Annotated in this window: 17 protein-coding genes; 10 read left to right on the plus strand and 7 right to left on the minus strand. The window is 54.2% G+C overall.

Features of this window, described 5'->3' with window-relative positions:
* Positions 1-330: 330 nt before the first annotated feature.
* The 4 genes from hemY to hemC are packed head-to-tail and all read right to left on the minus strand — an operon-like array spanning position 331 to position 4,414.
* Entirely contained in the window at positions 331-1,530 is a 1,200-nt protein-coding gene (gene hemY, locus OGX96_RS00970; RefSeq protein ID WP_048215221.1) for a protoheme IX biogenesis protein HemY, read from the minus strand.
* A 2-nt stretch (positions 1,531-1,532) separates the two neighbouring features.
* A complete protein-coding gene (hemX, locus tag OGX96_RS00975; RefSeq protein WP_137377526.1) occupies positions 1,533-2,714 on the minus strand; it encodes a uroporphyrinogen-III C-methyltransferase in 1,182 nt (393 codons plus the stop codon).
* A gap of 21 nt (positions 2,715-2,735) precedes the next feature.
* Positions 2,736-3,476 (minus strand): uroporphyrinogen-III synthase, encoded by a 741-nt coding sequence (gene hemD, locus OGX96_RS00980; protein ID WP_003828974.1) that lies wholly within the window; start codon positions 3,474-3,476, stop codon positions 2,736-2,738.
* A complete protein-coding gene (gene hemC / locus OGX96_RS00985; RefSeq protein ID WP_003841203.1) occupies positions 3,473-4,414 on the minus strand; it encodes a hydroxymethylbilane synthase in 942 nt (313 codons plus the stop codon). The genes hemD and hemC overlap by 4 nt, the downstream gene beginning before the upstream one ends.
* A gap of 394 nt (positions 4,415-4,808) precedes the next feature.
* Here hemC and cyaA point away from each other — a divergent pair, with 394 nt between their 5' ends.
* Positions 4,809-7,355, plus strand: a complete 2,547-nt coding sequence (gene cyaA, locus OGX96_RS00990) for a class I adenylate cyclase (protein ID WP_032934207.1) — start codon at positions 4,809-4,811, stop codon at positions 7,353-7,355.
* 75 nt (positions 7,356-7,430) lie between these two features.
* On the opposite strand, the gene cyaY is transcribed toward cyaA, so the two are convergent.
* The gene (gene cyaY, locus OGX96_RS00995) at positions 7,431-7,751 is read right to left on the minus strand and encodes an iron donor protein CyaY (protein ID WP_003828967.1); all 321 of its coding nucleotides are present in this window, start codon (positions 7,749-7,751) and stop codon (positions 7,431-7,433) included.
* 138 nt (positions 7,752-7,889) lie between these two features.
* On the opposite strand from cyaY, the gene lptM reads away from it, so the two are divergent.
* The 8 genes from lptM (at position 7,890) to corA (ending at position 14,946) form a co-directional block, all read left to right on the plus strand.
* Positions 7,890-8,093: an LPS translocon maturation chaperone LptM gene (gene lptM, locus OGX96_RS01000; RefSeq protein WP_003017937.1), complete on the plus strand. Its 204-nt coding sequence runs from the start codon at positions 7,890-7,892 to the stop codon at positions 8,091-8,093.
* Positions 8,094-8,142: 49 nt separating this feature from the next.
* Positions 8,143-8,967 carry a diaminopimelate epimerase gene (gene dapF, locus OGX96_RS01005; RefSeq protein WP_003017933.1) on the plus strand — a complete coding sequence of 275 codons (825 nt, stop codon included), beginning with the start codon at positions 8,143-8,145 and terminating at the stop codon, positions 8,965-8,967.
* Positions 8,964-9,671: a DUF484 domain-containing protein gene (locus OGX96_RS01010; protein WP_008787084.1), complete on the plus strand. Its 708-nt coding sequence runs from the start codon at positions 8,964-8,966 to the stop codon at positions 9,669-9,671. Before dapF ends, OGX96_RS01010 begins: the two co-directional genes overlap by 4 nt.
* Positions 9,668-10,570 carry a tyrosine recombinase XerC gene (xerC, locus tag OGX96_RS01015; protein ID WP_286582022.1) on the plus strand — a complete coding sequence of 301 codons (903 nt, stop codon included), beginning with the start codon at positions 9,668-9,670 and terminating at the stop codon, positions 10,568-10,570. The genes OGX96_RS01010 and xerC overlap by 4 nt, the downstream gene beginning before the upstream one ends.
* Positions 10,570-11,286: a 5-amino-6-(5-phospho-D-ribitylamino)uracil phosphatase YigB gene (yigB, locus tag OGX96_RS01020; RefSeq protein ID WP_032945701.1), complete on the plus strand. Its 717-nt coding sequence runs from the start codon at positions 10,570-10,572 to the stop codon at positions 11,284-11,286. The genes xerC and yigB overlap by 1 nt, the downstream gene beginning before the upstream one ends.
* Positions 11,287-11,374: 88 nt before the next feature.
* Entirely contained in the window at positions 11,375-13,537 is a 2,163-nt protein-coding gene (gene uvrD / locus OGX96_RS01025) for a DNA helicase II (protein ID WP_198803097.1), read from the plus strand.
* Positions 13,538-13,784: 247 nt separating this feature from the next.
* A complete protein-coding gene (ysgD, locus tag OGX96_RS01030; RefSeq protein WP_212723238.1) occupies positions 13,785-13,841 on the plus strand; it encodes a YsgD/CorL family protein in 57 nt (18 codons plus the stop codon).
* A 154-nt stretch (positions 13,842-13,995) separates the two neighbouring features.
* The gene (corA, locus tag OGX96_RS01035) at positions 13,996-14,946 is read left to right on the plus strand and encodes a magnesium/cobalt transporter CorA (protein WP_003017920.1); all 951 of its coding nucleotides are present in this window, start codon (positions 13,996-13,998) and stop codon (positions 14,944-14,946) included.
* A gap of 73 nt (positions 14,947-15,019) precedes the next feature.
* Here the strand turns inward: corA and rarD are convergent, their stop codons facing one another.
* Both rarD and yigI read right to left on the minus strand, forming a co-directional pair.
* Entirely contained in the window at positions 15,020-15,913 is an 894-nt protein-coding gene (gene rarD / locus OGX96_RS01040) for an EamA family transporter RarD (protein ID WP_286582025.1), read from the minus strand.
* A gap of 51 nt (positions 15,914-15,964) precedes the next feature.
* Positions 15,965-16,432, minus strand: a complete 468-nt coding sequence (gene yigI, locus OGX96_RS01045) for an acyl-CoA thioesterase YigI (protein ID WP_003017917.1) — start codon at positions 16,430-16,432, stop codon at positions 15,965-15,967.
* Between the two features lie 165 nt (positions 16,433-16,597).
* On the opposite strand from yigI, the gene pldA reads away from it, so the two are divergent.
* Positions 16,598-17,467 (plus strand): phospholipase A, encoded by an 870-nt coding sequence (gene pldA, locus OGX96_RS01050; RefSeq protein WP_003828947.1) that lies wholly within the window; start codon positions 16,598-16,600, stop codon positions 17,465-17,467.
* Positions 17,468-17,527: the final 60 nt, after the last annotated feature.

A 17,527-nucleotide genomic window follows, 5' to 3' on the forward strand; every position in this document is an offset into this window, starting at 1 on the left:
TGCGTTGTGCAATAATATGCGGGTAGATGCTCATTCCATCTCTTATGTTCGCCATCTGGCCTCATAAACTCAGGAATGATGCAGAGCCGTTTACGGTGCTTATCGTCCACAGACAGATGTCGCTCAGGCCTCATCAAACACCATGGACATAACGTTGAGTGAAGCACCCATTTATGTTGTCATACAGACCTGTTTAACGCCTGCTCCTTACCGAGCGGGCGTTTTTTTATGCATAAACAAAATCCTTCAAGTGACTTCTCGAAGGATTTTGTTTATGCGATTGAAAAATATGTAGGCCCGGTAAGCGAGGCGCCACCGGGCAAGAGGGAATTACTGCGGGGGATTGTTGTTCTGCAGCGTCAACATCAGGCCATCACGGCGCATGGTGGCGGCTTCTTCCGGCTGGTGCAGTCTGTCCAGCGCGTCAGCAAGCCAGGCGTAGTCATAGGCATCCGGGCGCTGTTTGAGAGCAGCACGGAAGGCGAGCGTAGCTTCCTGCCATTCCCCATGCTTCATTAACGACTGACCCAGCGTACTCCACAGCAACGGGCGATCGCCCACGGCTTTAATCTGCTGGCGCAGCACTTTTTCTATCTGTTCCGGATTATTGGTTTTCAGACGCGGGATCGGCAGCACCAGGCGGTCATCGTACTGACGTTTCAAACCATCAATGATGACCTGCTGCGCCGTATCGTGATCGTCACACTCAATCAGATGTTCAGCCATCGCTACCTGCAAAGCAACCTGATGACGGGTTTTACGGCTCTGGTTTTTCCACCATGCACGCAGCCCCTCGCTGCCCTGATCGGCGCGGACTTGATCCATCAAGCCAACCCATGCCTGTTGTTCCAGCATGGCGCGGTGCTCATCATCACCCACATGCGCTTTTGCCATGGATGGGATGATATCCAGCAAGGAACTCCATGCGCCGGTGCGAATGTAGGCCTGCTCAGCCAGACGCAGCACTTCCGGATGACGTGGCGTCACTTCCAGCAGTTTGTCTACGCTGTGGCGTGCGGCGTGATTTTCATTACGCGCCAGTTGCAGGCGAACGCGAGCGATTTCTACCGGGATCGTATCATTTCCGGCCAGTTCGGCAGCACGCTCAAGGTGTTGGTTGGCGCGCGCTTCGTCACCGCGCTGCTGAGCCGCTTCTGCCGCCAGCAGGTAATTCACTACCGGCTGTTCTGCATGATCGGCATTTTTCGACATCAGCTTCTCAACCTGCTGATAGTCACCTTCTGCCAGTTTGAGCAGCGCCTGTTCGGTCTGCTTACGGGCGCGACGTCGCTTACGACCCACAAACCACCCACGGGTATGTGCGCCGGTGCGGAAGATTCGGCGCAACAGCCATTCAATCGCAAACAGGACGACCATGGCGACGATAAGGATGATCACCAGGCCCGTAACGCTGGTTTCGATATTGTAGTTATCCGTCTGGATCAGCACGTAACCCTGATGACCGGCTATCATCGGACCGACGACGATCCCGGCGATCAACAGCACAAAGAGCAACAATACTTTTAGCATCATTATTCTCCTTGCGGCGCGGTTGCCGGAGCATCTGTCGAAGGCGCTGGCGCAGGTGCTACTGCTACCGGTGCTGTGGCAGGCTGCGCCAGTAAATTACGTACGCGGGTCTGCATTAACTTGTCGAGAATAGCCTGGCTCTGCAGCGTTTCCGGAACATCCATACTGATGCTTTGCTGGCTCAGTTGGTCTACTTCTTCAAGGAACGCTTTGGTCGCTGCATCGTCGGTGTCGTAGTAAGCACGCACCCATGTGGAGACATTTTCCAGCGCCTGGCGGTATGTTTCTTCCTGATGACGCGGCACGGCCTGTGCGGCCACTAACAGACGAGAACGGATGTTCTCACGTAAGTAAACATCCTGGTTCGGTGCCAGCAGCGGGACGGCGGTTTCATCACGACGGCGAATAGTGATAAAGCTGTCCATAAAGTTCTGCCAGCTTTTTTGCAGATTGACGCGCCATTCACTAATCGAACTGGAAAGCTCGCTGCTGTCAGAGTCCATTGGAGAATCGTCGGTGTCGTTGTCGGCCAGACGCAGGTTATCAATCTGATTAGAGAGCTGATTCACTTTCAGGATAATGCCGTCATAGTCGACCTGAGTCACCGCGGAGAGGCTCGCGATGTCGTCAGTAATCGCACGTCGCGCGGTAATTAAGCTCGGGTCGTTCATATCCGCCAGGCTGGCGTCGGCGCTTTTCAACAGCGCAGCGGCGGTGGTGACGTCCTGATCGCTCCATAATTTACGACCGGCCAGTTTCACCAGAAAATCAGCCTGCGCCAGCAGCCATGTGCCAGCATCGCTGCCGGAGATGGTGGCGACTTTTTGCTGGACTTCATCAAGCTGTTTGACCAGCGCGGCCTGCTGGCGAGTGGCTTCATCCAGCTGTGTTGCCTGCTGTTTAATAATGCCTTCCAGCTCAGCTTTTTGGCTTTCCTGCGCTTTTTGCAGCGCCGTCAGCTGGTTCGCCAGCGCATCGCTGGTTGCCGTTTGTGTTGTTGCCTGTTGTTTCCCCCAGCCGTACAGCCCAACGCCTGCAGCCAGCGCAATAGCAATCGCCACAGCGCTCAGAATCAGCGCCGTGCTGTTCTTACTCTTCTTTTCAGTATTGACTGGCTGTGACGTGGTTTCCACGGCCTCCCTGGTCTCTTCAACCACGGCGGAGGATTTTTCTTGTTCCGTCATTATGGCATCCCATTATGAGAGTTATTGTAATGCGCGTAGTAGCGCATCGTTGTCGGCGTTATCAGCGACCTTAATATCTTGCCAGCCCAGTTCCCGGGCGAGGTGCGCCAGACGCTCACTGACGACCAACAGCCGACAGCGTAGTAACCAGTGCTCACGATACCACTGCGGAATGAGCGACCAGAGCTGTTGTAGCATCTCTCCGCTGGTGACAACCACCGTGGTTACGCCACGGGATTGCCAGCGCATAGCTTCTTCCGCACCATCGTAATGTTTTGCACTGCGTTGATAACATTCACAAAAATCGACATCGGCTCCGCGTGCCGTCAGGGTTTCACCTATCAGCTCCCGGCCACCGTTGCCGCGTAATATAAGCGCGCGTTTTCCCGCAATATTTTGTAATTCAGGTAATTGTAGCAAGACTTCGCTAATTTCCCGATCCAGAGGGTAGTGAATATTGAAGCCGCTAACAGTATGCAGCGCCAGCGCCGTTGTACGGCCAATGGCAAAATAACGCGGAAGGGATGGCCAGCTTTTCTCTTGCTGGCGAAGCTCGGCATCTGCAAAGGTGACGGCGTGCTGCGAGAGAGCGAAGACCAGATCGTTCTCCGTCAGCGCCGACAGTCGGGAAGCAACCGTTGCCAGTTCCCGACCAGGTGAAAACTCGATGAGCGGAAAACTCCAGGCCACCTGCCCCAGTGTGCGCAGTCGGCTCACTAACTCTTCCCCTGCGGGAGACGGGCGGGTGACCAGAATACTCATGCGGGGGCTTCTCCGTTATAAACTTCCGCCAGAATGGCGCGCGCACCGTTCTCCAGCAGTTCTTCTGCCAGAGAGATGCCCATCTGTTCGGCATCTTGTGTAGCGCCGCGACGTTCTCCGCATACCATCTGTGAACCGTCTGGCGCGCCGACCAGCGCACGTAGCCAAATCTCACCGTCGATGATTTCGGCATAGCTACCAATAGGTACCTGACATCCCCCTTCCAGGCGGGTGTTCATGGCGCGTTCTGCTTTGACGCGTAGCGCGGTCTCTTCATGGTTGAGCGGCGCTAACAGCGCCTGAGTGCGCATATCATCCAGTCGACATTCTATGCCTACTGCGCCTTGCCCGACAGCGGGCAGGGAGACTTCCGGCGGCAGAGCGGTGCGGACTCGCGACTCAAGACCTAAACGTTTTAATCCGGCGACCGCCAGAATAATGGCGTCATAATCGCCGTTATCCAGTTTGCTGAGGCGCGTGCCTACGTTGCCGCGCAGCGAACGGATGACGAGATCCGGGCGACGCTTCGCCAACTGGCACTGGCGGCGCAAACTGGATGTCCCGACGATGCTGCCTGCGGGGAGTTCATCCAACGTGTTGTACTTATTTGAGACGAAAGCATCGCGCGGATCCTCTCGCTCACAAATGGTGACCAGCCCAAGACCGTCAGGGAATTCAACCGGCACATCCTTCATGGAATGCACGGCGATATCGGCGCGTTTTTCCAGCAGCGCGACTTCCAGCTCTTTAACAAACAACCCTTTCCCCCCGACCTTCGCCAGTGGGGTATCAAGGATCACATCGCCACGGGTTACCATAGGAACCAGTTCCACGATCAGACCGGGGTGGTTTGCCATTAAGGCGTCTTTGACATAATGTGCCTGCCAGAGCGCAAGGGGGCTTTGGCGTGTGGCAATTCTCAAAACATTGTCTAACATGCTTGTTACCGTCATTATCAATCATTGACCATCCTAACATCCTTATCAAAGGGATGTCAGCGTTACGCTCAAACGTAAGTGAGAGGAAAAGGCGCTGCATCATCACTGGCAGTGAATAATGACGAGAAACCTCCCGACCGTATGAAGGAATTTACACGTAACGAACGGTGCTACACTTGTATGTAGCGCATCTTTCTTTACGGTCAATGAGCAAGGTGTTAAATTGATCACGTTTTAGACCATTTTTTCGGCTGAACAGCATTAAAAAATATGGGCGAAAAACAGGTAACGGTTATTTTTGACATACGGTTTATCCGAATTGATGGCGATTATTGTGAGCGCTTGCGCCGCGGCAATCGACAACATGACGGATAGCAACATCAGGCGATACGTCTTGTACCTCTATATTGAGACTCTGAAACAGAGACTGGATGCCATAAATCAACTGCGTGTGGATCGCGCGCTTGCTGCCATGGGACCTGCCTTCCAGCAGGTATACAGTCTGCTGCCGACATTATTGCACTACCACCATCCGCTGATGCCGGGTTACCTCGATGGTAACGTTCCCAAAGGCATATGCTTTTACACGCCTGATGAAACCCAACGCCACTACCTGAACGAACTGGAACTGTACCGCGGTATGTCGCCGCAGGATCCTCCCAAGGGCGAACTGCCGATCACCGGCGTTTACTCAATGGGCAGCACCTCTTCGGTAGGGCAAAGCTGTTCCTCTGACCTTGATATCTGGGTCTGCCATCAATCCTGGCTGGATAGCGAAGAGCGCCAGCTGCTGCAGCGTAAATGTAGTCTGCTCGAAAGCTGGGCCGCCTCGTTGGGCGTGGAAGTCAGCTTCTTCCTGATTGATGAAAACCGTTTCCGTCACAATGAAAGCGGCAGTCTCGGTGGCGAAGACTGTGGCTCGACGCAGCATATCCTGTTGCTTGATGAATTCTATCGCACCGCTGTGCGCCTCGCGGGTAAACGTATTCTGTGGAATATGGTGCCGGGAGATGAAGAAGAGCATTACGACGATTACGTCATGACGCTCTACGCTCAGGGGGTGTTAACGCCAAATGAATGGCTGGATCTCGGCGGACTCAGTTCGCTCTCCGCCGAAGAATACTTTGGCGCCAGCCTGTGGCAGCTGTACAAGAGTATCGACTCCCCTTACAAGGCGGTGCTGAAAACGCTGCTGCTGGAAGCCTATTCCTGGGAATACCCCAATCCGCGCCTGTTGGCGAAAGATATAAAACAGCGCCTGCACGATGGCGAGATCGTCTCTTTTGGTCTCGATCCTTACTGCATGATGCTGGAGCGCGTTACCGAGTACCTCACGGCGATCGAAGATCCGACGCGCCTGGATTTAGTGCGTCGATGTTTCTACTTAAAAGTGTGTGAGAAACTGAGCCGTGAGCGCGCCTGCGTGGGCTGGCGTCGTGAAGTATTAAGTCAGTTAGTGAAAGAGTGGGGCTGGGATGACGCCCGTCTGACCATGCTGGATAACCGCGCTAACTGGAAGATTGACCAGGTACGCGAAGCGCATAACGAACTGCTCGATGCGATGATGCAGAGCTATCGTAATCTGATCCGCTTTGCGCGGCGCAATAACCTCAGCGTCAGCGCCAGCCCGCAGGATATCGGCGTGCTGACCCGTAAGCTGTATGCCGCGTTTGAAGCGTTGCCGGGTAAAGTCACGCTGGTGAACCCACAGATATCTCCGGATCTCTCGGAACCGAATCTGACCTTTATCCATGTACCGCCGGGTCGTGCCAACCGTTCAGGTTGGTATCTCTACAACCGCGCGCCTAACATGGACTCGATCATCAGCCATCAGCCGCTGGAATATAACCGCTATCTAAATAAGCTGGTGGCGTGGGCTTGGTTCAATGGCCTGCTGACCTCGCGTACGCATTTGTTTATTAAGGGCAACGGCATTGTTGATTTGCCGAAGCTGCAGGAAATGGTCGCCGACGTATCGCACCACTTCCCGCTGCGACTGCCTGCGCCAACGCCGAAAGCGCTGTATAGCCCGTGCGAAATTCGCCATCTGGCGATTATCGTTAACCTCGAATATGACCCAACGGCAGCGTTTCGCAATCAGGTGGTACATTTTGATTTCCGTAAGCTGGACGTCTTCAGCTTTGGCGAAGAGCAAAATTGCCTGGTGGGAAGCGTCGACCTGCTGTACCGCAACTCGTGGAATGAAGTGCGTACGCTGCACTTCAACGGCGAGCAGGCGATGATTGAAGCGTTAAAAACGATTCTGGGCAAAATGCACCAGGATGCCGCGCCGCCAGATAGCGTCGAGGTGTTCTGCTATAGCCAGCATCTGCGCGGTTTAATTCGCACCCGCGTGCAGCAACTGGTGTCTGAGTGTATCGAATTACGCCTCTCCAGCACTCGTCAGGAAACCGGACGCTTCAAAGCGCTGCGCGTTTCCGGGCAGACGTGGGGACTGTTCTTCGAGCGCCTGAACGTTTCGGTACAGAAGCTGGAAAACGCAATTGAATTCTATGGCGCGATTTCACATAACAAACTGCACGGGCTTTCCGTCCAGGTTGAGACCAACCATGTGAAACTGCCGTCGGTGGTCGACGGTTTTGCCAGCGAAGGGATTATTCAGTTCTTTTTCGAAGAAACGGGTGATGAGCAGGGCTTTAATATCTACATTCTGGACGAAAGCAATCGGGCCGAGGTGTATCACCACTGCGAAGGTAGCAAAGAGGAGTTGGTACGCGACGTCAGCCGTTTCTACTCATCGTCGCACGATCGTTTTACCTACGGCTCCAGCTTCATCAACTTTAACCTGCCGCAGTTCTATCAGATTGTGAAAACCGACGGGCGCGCGCAGGTGATTCCGTTCCGCACCCAGCCGATTAGCGCTGTTCCGCCAGCCAGTCAGGACAACGACACGCCGCTGTTACAGCAGTATTTCTCGTGAGTTAACTTACCCGGTGGCGCGACGCTTACCGGGCCAAAGTAGGCCGGATAAGCGAAGCGCATCCGGCACTAAAGCTTAGCGGAAGCTCACCTCTTCACCCGCCTGCTGCGTTGCCGCTTGTTCCAACAGATCCCAGAACGTTTCGCCGCTTCGGTCGCAGATCCATTCGTCGCCTTTCAGGTCAAAGTGGTAGCCGCCCTGTTTGGTCGCCAGCCACACCTGGTGGAGCGGCTCCTGACGGTTAATGATAATTTTGCTGCCGTTTTCGAAGCTGATGGTCAGCACGCCGCCGTTGATCTCACAATCGATATCGCTGTCGCCATCCCAGTCATCCAGACGTTCTTCAATGGTCATCCAAAGGGTGTCAGCAAGGCGATGAAATTCACTGTCGTTCATTTTCTTATCCTATTTTTCGTGATGCCCGCAGTATAACGTGGAATAAATCGCGATGCAGTTTTTAGCCAAACTCTTGCTTTTACGCCTTCTCCTGCGATGATAGAAAACAGAAAGCATGAACTTTACAGGCAATCCATAATGAAAAACGTGTTAAAGCCACTCGCTGTCATTTTTACTCTGTTCAGCCTGACGGGCTGTGGGTTAAAAGGCCCGCTCTATTTCCCGCCAGCTGATAAAACCGCGCCGCCTCCGACCAAGAGCGTTCAGCCGCAATCGCAATCCACCACGCCTGAGAAAAACGATCGTGGGATTAGTGATGGGCCTTCTCAGGTGAATTACTAACGGCAGGAATAGATTTTACATTTCTGTACCCGCGTGAACGGAGTGAATGATGCAATTCTCTAAAATGCATGGCCTTGGCAACGATTTTATGGTCGTCGACGCGGTAACGCAGAATGTCTTTTTCTCACCAGAGCTGATCCGCCGCCTGGCCGACAGACATCTCGGCGTTGGATTTGATCAACTGCTGGTGGTTGAGCCTCCGTATGATCCGGAGCTGGATTTCCACTACCGTATTTTTAATGCCGACGGCAGTGAAGTGTCACAGTGTGGCAATGGCGCCCGCTGTTTTGCCCGTTTTGTTCGCCTGAAAGGGCTGACCAATAAACGTGATATTCGCGTCAGTACCGCGAATGGTCGTATGGTATTAACCGTAACCGACGACGAGCTGGTGCGGGTGAATATGGGCGAACCCAATTTTGAACCCTCGCAGGTTCCTTTTCGCGCTAACAAAGCAGAGAAGACCTATATTATGCGCGCGGCTGAACAGACAGTATTGTGCGGCGTGGTTTCAATGGGGAACCCGCACTGCGTGATTCAGGTTGATGATGTTGATACGGCCACGGTAGAAACACTGGGACCGGTTCTGGAAAGCCACGAACGCTTCCCTGAACGCGCCAATATCGGATTTATGCAGGTGGTAAAACGCGAGCATATCCGACTGCGCGTCTATGAGCGCGGCGCGGGTGAAACGCAGGCCTGCGGCAGCGGTGCGTGCGCTGCCGTTGCGGTCGGTATCCAGCAGGGTCTGCTGGCAGAAGAAGTGAGGGTGGAATTACCGGGCGGTCGACTTGATATCGCCTGGAAAGGTCCGGGTCATCCGCTGTATATGACTGGCCCGGCGGCACATGTCTACGACGGATTTATTCACTTATGAAGCAACCAGGGGAAGAACTACAGGAAACGCTCATGGAGCTGGACGACCGGGCGGTCGTCGATTACCTGCAACGTAATCCTGAGTTTTTTATCCGTAATGCCCAGGCCGTTGAAGCGATGCGAGTTCCGCACCCAGTGCGGGGCACGGTCTCTTTAGTGGAATGGCATATGGCGCGGGCACGTAATCATATTAACGTGCTGGAAGAGAACATGGCGTTGTTGATGGAACAAGCCAACGCCAATGAAAGCCTGTTCTATCGTCTGTTAAATCTGCAAGGACGGCTGGTGTCGGCCAGCAGTCTTGACGACATGCTGATGCGATTTCATCGCTGGGCGCGTGAGTTAGGGCTGGCCGGAGCGACGGTTCGTCTGTTCCCGGATCGCTGGCGACTTGGCGCGCCATCAAAATTCACCCATCTGGCATTAAGCCGTCAGGCTTTTGAACCGCTGCGTATCCAGCGTCTGGGTCAGTCACAGCACTATCTTGGGCCGCTCAATGGTCCGGAATTGCTGGTCATGATGCCGGAGGCGAAAGCCATAGGCTCGGTGGCGATGTCGATGCTCGGGCAAGATGGCTCTCTGGGCGTGATGCTGTTTAGCAGCCGTGACGTTAATCATTACCAGCAGGGGCAAGGCACGCAATTGCTGCAGGAAATCTCGCTGATGTTGCCGGAACTGCTGGAGCGCTGGATTGAACGCGTATGACCGATTCACCCCTTTCTCAGGATGTGGCGCGCTTTTTGCGCTATCTGGGCGTTGAGCGTCAGCTTAGCCCGGTCACATTGCTTAATTATCAGCGTCAGCTTGATGCCATCATTGCGTTAGCCGGAGAGACCGGTCTGCAAAGCTGGCAACAATGTGATGCTGCGATGGTACGTAGTTTTTCTGTTCGCAGCCGTCGTAAAGGACTGGGGCCGGCGAGTCTGGCGCTGCGTCTCTCTGCGTTACGCAGTTTCTTCGACTGGCTGGTTAATCAGGGCGAGCTGAAAGCTAATCCGGCAAAAAGCGTTTCCGCGCCGAAAGCACCGCGTCATCTCCCTAAAAATATCGATGTCGACGATGTTAATCGTCTGCTGGATATCGATCTCAACGATCCCCTTGCCGTGCGCGATAGAGCAATGCTGGAAGTGATGTACGGCGCGGGTCTGCGTTTATCTGAGTTGGTTGGGCTGGATATTAAACATCTTGACCTCGACACCGGCGAAGTGTGGGTGATGGGTAAGGGCAGTAAAGAGCGTCGCCTGCCGATTGGCCGCAACGCGGTGGCGTGGATTGAGCACTGGCTGGATCTACGCGGGCTATTTGGCAGCGATGACGATGCGCTATTTCTGTCCAAATTGGGCAAACGCATCTCGGCGCGTAATGTGCAGAAACGCTTTGCTGAATGGGGTATCAAGCAGGGGCTGAACAGCCACGTACATCCCCACAAATTGCGTCACTCCTTTGCGACGCATATGCTGGAGTCGAGCGGCGATCTGCGCGGAGTGCAGGAGTTATTGGGTCATGCCAATCTCTCCACGACTCAAATCTATACCCATCTTGATTTTCAACACCTGGCTTCAGTGTACGATGCGGCGCATCCGCGCGCCAAACGGGGGAAATAATGCGTTTTTACCGGCCTTTGGGGCGCATTTCTGCGCTCACCTTTGACCTTGATGACACCCTTTACGATAACCGTCCCGTTATCACACGCACCGAGCAGGAAGCGCTCGCGTTTGTACAGAATTACCATCCGGCGTTGAATTCGCTGCAAAATAGCGACCTACAGCGCTTACGTCAGGCCGTTCGCGACGCCGAGCCGGAAATCTACCACGATGTTACCCAATGGCGTCACCGTGCCGTAGAGCGCGCTATGCTGGAGGCGGGGTTGTCAGCGGCAGAAGCCAGAATGGGGGCGAATGCGGCGATGATGAATTTTGCCAAATGGCGTAGCCGCATTGAAGTCCCGCAGACGACGCATGACACGCTGAAGGCGCTGGCCCGCAAATGGCCGCTGGTGGCGATCACCAACGGTAACGCGCAGCCGGAACTGTTTGGGCTGGGTGATTACTTTGAGTTTGTGCTGCGCGCCGGTCCCGACGGGCGATCAAAACCCTTTAGCGACATGTACACCTTGGCGGCGGAAAAACTGAAAATGCCTGTGGGTGAGATTCTGCACGTGGGTGATGACCTGACGACGGACGTCGCGGGCGCCATCCGTTGTGGTATGCAGGCCTGCTGGATCAAACCGGAAAATGCCGACCTGATGCAAACCGCAGACAGTCGTTTGCTTCCGCATATCGAAATTTCACAGTTGGCATCTCTGACCTCGCTGATATAATCACCAGCAGAACTCTGTATATATACCCAGCTTTTTGGCGGATGGCGCTACGCTAATCCGCCTTACCTACTTTTACGCGGCGGTGCCAATGGACGTTTCTTACCTGCTCGACAGCCTTAATGATAAACAGCGTGAAGCGGTGGCCGCGCCACGCAGCAACATGCTGGTTCTGGCAGGCGCGGGGAGTGGTAAAACGCGCGTGCTGGTGCACCGTATCGCCTGGTTACTGACGGTTGAGAATAACTCGCCGTACTCCATTATGGCGGTGACCTTCACCAACAAAGCGGCGGCGGAAATGCGCCACCGTATCGGCCAGATCATGGGAACCAGCCAGGGCGGTATGTGGGTGGGGACATTCCACGGTCTGGCCCACCGCCTGCTGCGCGCGCACCATATGGATGCGAACCTGCCGCAGGATTTTCAGATCCTCGATAGTGAAGACCAACTGCGTTTGCTCAAGCGTCTGATCAAGGCGATGAACCTTGATGAGAAGCAGTGGCCACCGCGTCAGGCGATGTGGTTCATCAACAGCCAGAAAGACGAAGGGCTGCGTCCGCATCATCTGCAAAGCTACGGCAACCCGGTTGAGCAAACCTGGCAGAAAGTGTATCAGGCTTACCAGGAAGCGTGTGACCGCGCTGGGCTGGTGGATTTCGCCGAGCTGCTGCTGCGCGCCCACGAGCTGTGGCTCAACAAACCGCATATCCTGCAGCACTACCGCGAACGTTTTACCAATATCCTGGTGGACGAATTTCAGGATACCAACAACATTCAGTACGCGTGGATCCGCCTGCTGGCGGGCGATACCGGCAAGGTAATGATCGTCGGCGATGACGATCAGTCGATCTACGGCTGGCGCGGAGCTCAGGTGGAGAACATCCAGCGCTTCCTTACGGATTTCCCCGGCGCAGAAACTATTCGCCTGGAGCAGAACTACCGCTCGACTAACAATATCCTCAGCGCGGCCAACGCCCTGATTGAAAACAACAACGGGCGTCTGGGTAAAAAGCTGTGGACCGATGGCGTCGACGGCGAACCGATCTCGCTGTACTGCGCGTTCAACGAACTCGATGAAGCGCGCTTTGTGGTCAATCGTATCAAGACCTGGCAGGACAACGGTGGTGCGCTGGAGCAATGCGCTATTCTTTATCGCAGCAACGCCCAGTCGCGCGTACTGGAAGAGGCGTTGTTACAGGCCAGCATGCCGTATCGGATTTATGGCGGGATGCGCTTCTTCGAACGCCAGGAAATCAAAGATGCACTTTCCTACCTGCGTCTGATCGCCAACCGCAATGACGACGCCGCATTTGAGCGCGTGGTGAATACGCCCACCCGCGGGATTGGCGATCGTACTTTGGATGTGGTGCGTCAGACCTCCCGTGACCGCCAGCTAACGTTGTGGCAGGCCTGTCGTGAGCTGTTGCAGGAAAAAGCCCTCGCGGGTCGCGCCGCCAGCGCCTTACAGCGCTTTATGGAGCTGATTGACGCACTGGCGCAGGAGACCTCCGATATGCCGCTGCACGTGCAGACTGACCGGGTGGTTAAAGACTCCGGCCTGCGCATGATGTACGAGCAGGAAAAAGGCGAGAAAGGCCAGACGCGTATCGAAAACTTAGACGAACTGGTGACGGCAACGCGCCAGTTCAGCTACAACGAAGAAGACGAAGACTTAATGCCGCTGCAGGCGTTCCTGTCTCACGCTGCGCTGGAAGCGGGCGAAGGGCAGGCGGATACCTGGCAGGACGCGGTACAGCTGATGACGCTGCACTCGGCGAAAGGTCTGGAGTTCCCGCAGGTGTTTATCGTGGGGATGGAAGAAGGCATGTTCCCCAGCCAGATGTCGCTGGACGAAGGTGGTCGCCTCGAAGAAGAGCGCCGCCTGGCTTACGTAGGCGTGACCCGCGCAATGCAAAAGCTGACGCTGACCTACGCCGAAACGCGTCGTCTGTACGGCAAAGAGGTTTACCATCGTCCGTCGCGCTTTATCGGCGAGCTGCCGGAAGCATGCGTTGAAGAGGTTCGCCTGCGCGCCACGGTCAGCCGCCCGGTGAGCCATCAGCGGATGGGTACGCCAATGGCGGAAAATGATACCGGCTACAAGCTCGGCCAACGCGTGCGCCACGCTAAATTTGGCGAGGGCACCATCGTCAACCTGGAAGGAAGCGGCGAACATAGTCGTTTGCAGGTCGCGTTCCAGGGGCAGGGGATCAAATGGCTGGTTGCCGCCTACGCCAGACTGGAAACGGTATGATCGCCTGATGTCGCTGCGCTTATCAGGCCTACGCGGAACGTAATATTTTGATTTGTAGGCCGGATAAGGCGAAGCCGCCATCCGGCTATCTGTCGGTTAATATTCTGAAATCATAGATAAATAATTCCCCTCTGCTAACCTTTCTGTATAAGGGGAAATTATTACTTTTTCGCCATCCGTTGCGTGTTGACGTCAAAATTTTGCTGGCGTAACATGCGCGCACGATTACGCTAAGAGGACATTCGCCTTGGACACACCCAGTAGATACTGGCTCATTATCCTGTCATCCAGGATCAACTCCTAAGGCTATCCCTTTTTGCTGATAGCCTTCGCGGTTGTCAGCGACCTTCTGTTTTTTCCTGTCGCGCTGAGTCAGGCTGTTTAATGGTCTGAAACCCAATTTGTTTCTGTGTGCCCTCCGAACTGTCCGATAATTTTTTGCATTGGGAGTCCCGGTCATGCTGAGCGCATTTCAACTGGAAAACAATCGTTTAACTCGCCTTGAGGCAGACGAGATCGAGCACCTGGCCAGTTCGGTTTGGGTCGATTTAGTCGAGCCCGATGACGAAGAACGAAACCGTGTGCAAAAGGACTTGGGCCAGAATCTGGCTACGCGCCCTGAACTGGAAGACATCGAAGCATCCGCACGTTTTTTTGAAGACGAAGACGGTCTGCACATCCACTCCTTCTTCTTTTACGAAGACGCCGACGATCACGCGGGTAACTCAACCGTCGCATTTACAATTCGCGAAGGCCGCCTGTTTACTCTGCGCGAGCGCGAACTGCCGGCTTTCCGCCTGTACCGCATGCGTGCGCGTAACCAGGCGATGGTGGATGGCAACGCCTACGAGCTGTTGCTCGACCTGTTCGAAACCAAAATTGAACAGCTGGCAGATGAAATCGAAAACATCTACAGCGACCTGGAAAAACTCAGCCGTGTGATCATGGAAGGGCGTCAGGGCGATGAGTATGACGAAGCGCTGTCGACGTTGGCGGAACTGGAAGATATCGGCTGGAAAGTACGTTTGTGTCTGATGGATACCCAGCGCGCACTGAACTTCCTGGTACGTAAAGCGCGTTTGCCGGGCAGTCAGCTGGAGCAGGCGCGTGAGATCCTGCGCGATATCGAATCCCTGCTGCCTCATAATGAATCGCTGTTCCAGAAGGTTAACTTCCTGATGCAGGCGGCGATGGGCTTTATCAACATCGAGCAGAACCGCATCATCAAGATCTTCTCGGTGGTTTCTGTGGTATTCCTGCCGCCGACGCTGGTGGCTTCCAGCTACGGGATGAACTTTGAGTTTATGCCGGAATTGCACTGGAGCTTCGGTTACCCGGGCGCGATTGTCTTTATGATGCTCGCGGGACTGGCGCCGTATCTGTACTTTAAGCGCAAGAACTGGCTGTAATCACTGTACTTTATCCGGCCTACGGCGATGTGCTTTTGTAGGCCGGATAAGCGAAGCGCCATCCGGCACTCCCCTAGCTCCGACGAACCCGTCGTTGCGTATAAATCGCATCCATCACGAAAATCGCCAGTGCCACCCAGATAAACGCAAACGTGACCATTTTATCCGTTCCCGGAACTTCACCATAGAAGGTGACGGCCAGCAGGAACATCAGCGTAGGCCCGATATACTGGAAGAATCCCAGCGTGGACAGACGCAGGCGGGTTGCCGCGCCGGTAAAGCACAGCAGCGGAATGGTGGTCACGACACCCGCGGCAATCAGCAGCAGGTTGAGCGACATGGGGTTTTGCCCCATATGGCTGGTTGAGCTGTCCGCAATGCCAAACAGATAGATGGCGGCGACAGGTAAAAGCCACAGGGTTTCGATCAGCATGCCGGTTTGTGCTTCGACGGCAATCTTCTTGCGCACCAGCCCATAGAACGCAAAGCTGAACGCCAGTCCCAGCGCGATTATTGGCAGCGATCCGAAGGTCCACAGCTGTACCAGCACGCCGCAGGCGGCTAACAGTACCGCCAGCCACTGCATGCGACGAAAGCGCTCACCGAGGAATAGCATTCCCAGCACAATATTCACCAGTGGGTTAATAAAATAGCCGAGGCTGGCTTCCAGCATATGGTGATTATTGACCGCCCAAATGAACAGCAGCCAGTTTCCGCCGATGAGCACTGCAGAGAGCGCCAGCAGGAAGATCTTCTTTGGCGTTTGTAGCAGCGTTTTGACGCCTGACCACTGGCGGCTGATGCTTATCAGTACCACCATAAAGAAAAATGACCAGATGACGCGGTGCGTCAGGATCTCATCCGCCGGAACATAGTAAATCAGCTTGAAGTAGGCGGGAGCGATACCCCAAATAAAATAAGCAGCAAGAGCGAGTAGCACGCCCTGCCGCGTTTGTTTAGCATCCATCGGGAAAACTCATTGCAGAAATGTAACAGCAGTTTACCTTTTTTTAGGCACTTACCCCACCATATAAGTGGCGGTTGCGCTGGCAATATAAAGCTGTTCTTCGTTATGCAATTCCACACGCGCAACAGCGACTTTATTACCCGCCCGCAGCAGGCTACTGGTGGCGGTAAAGCGGTTCCCTCTTCCGGGGCGCAGATAATCAACACGCAAATCGATTGTGCCCATGCGTGACATCCGCTGACGCAGTTCGTCCTCGCTGATCGTTTCATGGCGGGTCAGCGTACTCCCAACGCATACCAGCCCGGCGGCGACGTCCAGCGCCGAGGCGATCACGCCGCCATGCAGAATGCTTTGCGCCCAGTTGCCGACCATCATCGGTTGGTTATTAAAGGCTAATTGAGCAAATTCTTTCTCATAGCGTTCGAGCTCCAGTCCCAGCGCCCGGTTAAACGGCATATGATAGACAAACATTTCACCCACTAACTTCAGCGCTTCCTCAGCAGTAAGTACGGCAGACATACGATCCCTACATCTCGGTAGTTAATGAAATGTTGATATTATGCTTATTATTTGTTGTTTTCTACTTTAGGACGGGATAACTAACGAGTAACTAGCTAAGTATGTAGAATACTTGCCAGATAATTATACAATTCATCAATATTTTGGTTCAGGAGAACATTACCGATGCGGGCGATTCTGGGATGGTTACTACCAGCAATTATGCTGCCGTTGACCGCGTATGCGCAGGAAGCGACAGTGAAAGAGATTCATGATGCACCGGCGGTTCGTGGCAGTATTATCGCCAATATGCTGCAGGAACATGACAACCCTTTCACGCTTTATCCTTATGATACCAACTATCTTATTTACACCAATACCAGCGACATGAACAAAGAGGCGATCAGCAGTTATAGCTGGTCCGAAAATGCGCGCAAAGATGAAGTTAAGTTTCAGTTAAGCCTGGCGTTTCCGCTCTGGCGCGGGATATTAGGCCCAAACTCGGTACTTGGCGGTTCCTATACCCAGAAGTCCTGGTGGCAGCTTTCGAACAGTGAAGAGTCTTCACCGTTTCGCGAAACCAACTACGAACCGCAATTGTTCCTCGGTTTCGCCACCGACTATCGCTTTGCCGGTTGGACTCTTCGTGATGTCGAAATGGGTTATAACCATGACTCCAACGGCCGTTCCGATCCCACGTCACGTAGCTGGAACCGTCTTTATACCCGTCTGATGGCTGAAAATGGTAACTGGCTGGTGGAAGTTAAGCCGTGGTACGTGATTGGTAGCACCGACGATAACCCTGATATCACTAAATACATGGGCTACTATCAGCTGAAAATGGGGTATCACCTGGGTGACGCGGTTATCAGCGTGAAAGGCCAGTACAACTGGAATACCGGCTACGGCGGCGCAGAGCTGGGGGCCAGTTATCCCATCACGAAACATGTGCGTCTATATACTCAGGTCTACAGTGGTTACGGCGAATCGCTGATTGACTACAACTTCAATCAGACGCGTGTCGGTGTGGGCGTGATGCTCAACGATATCTTCTGATAAGTATTGAGAGTATTTTAATCATTGCAGTTTCTCTCTCAGGCGCTGAAAATAGCGCCT

The organism is Citrobacter sp. Cpo100, assembly GCF_030332595.1.
Taxonomy (GTDB): Bacteria; Pseudomonadota; Gammaproteobacteria; order Enterobacterales; family Enterobacteriaceae; genus Citrobacter; species Citrobacter portucalensis.

Excerpts from the sequence above, each read along its gene's own strand:
- corA (WP_003017920.1), top strand. The coding sequence starts at position 13,996 with ATGCTGAGCGCATTTCAACTGGAAAACAATCGTTTAACTCGCCTTGAG.
- lptM (WP_003017937.1), top strand. The coding sequence starts at position 7,890 with ATGAAAAACGTGTTAAAGCCACTCGCTGTCATTTTTACTCTGTTCAGC.
- OGX96_RS01010 (WP_008787084.1), top strand. The coding sequence starts at position 8,964 with ATGAAGCAACCAGGGGAAGAACTACAGGAAACGCTCATGGAGCTGGAC.
- hemY (WP_048215221.1), bottom strand. The coding sequence starts at position 1,530 with ATGCTAAAAGTATTGTTGCTCTTTGTGCTGTTGATCGCCGGGATCGTC.
- hemC (WP_003841203.1), bottom strand. The coding sequence starts at position 4,414 with ATGTTAGACAATGTTTTGAGAATTGCCACACGCCAAAGCCCCCTTGCG.
- yigB (WP_032945701.1), top strand. The coding sequence starts at position 10,570 with ATGCGTTTTTACCGGCCTTTGGGGCGCATTTCTGCGCTCACCTTTGAC.
- xerC (WP_286582022.1), top strand. The coding sequence starts at position 9,668 with ATGACCGATTCACCCCTTTCTCAGGATGTGGCGCGCTTTTTGCGCTAT.
- hemD (WP_003828974.1), bottom strand. The coding sequence starts at position 3,476 with ATGAGTATTCTGGTCACCCGCCCGTCTCCCGCAGGGGAAGAGTTAGTG.
- pldA (WP_003828947.1), top strand. The coding sequence starts at position 16,598 with ATGCGGGCGATTCTGGGATGGTTACTACCAGCAATTATGCTGCCGTTG.
- dapF (WP_003017933.1), top strand. The coding sequence starts at position 8,143 with ATGCAATTCTCTAAAATGCATGGCCTTGGCAACGATTTTATGGTCGTC.
- rarD (WP_286582025.1), bottom strand. The coding sequence starts at position 15,913 with ATGGATGCTAAACAAACGCGGCAGGGCGTGCTACTCGCTCTTGCTGCT.
- hemX (WP_137377526.1), bottom strand. The coding sequence starts at position 2,714 with ATGACGGAACAAGAAAAATCCTCCGCCGTGGTTGAAGAGACCAGGGAG.
- cyaY (WP_003828967.1), bottom strand. The coding sequence starts at position 7,751 with ATGAACGACAGTGAATTTCATCGCCTTGCTGACACCCTTTGGATGACC.
- yigI (WP_003017917.1), bottom strand. The coding sequence starts at position 16,432 with ATGTCTGCCGTACTTACTGCTGAGGAAGCGCTGAAGTTAGTGGGTGAA.
- uvrD (WP_198803097.1), top strand. The coding sequence starts at position 11,375 with ATGGACGTTTCTTACCTGCTCGACAGCCTTAATGATAAACAGCGTGAA.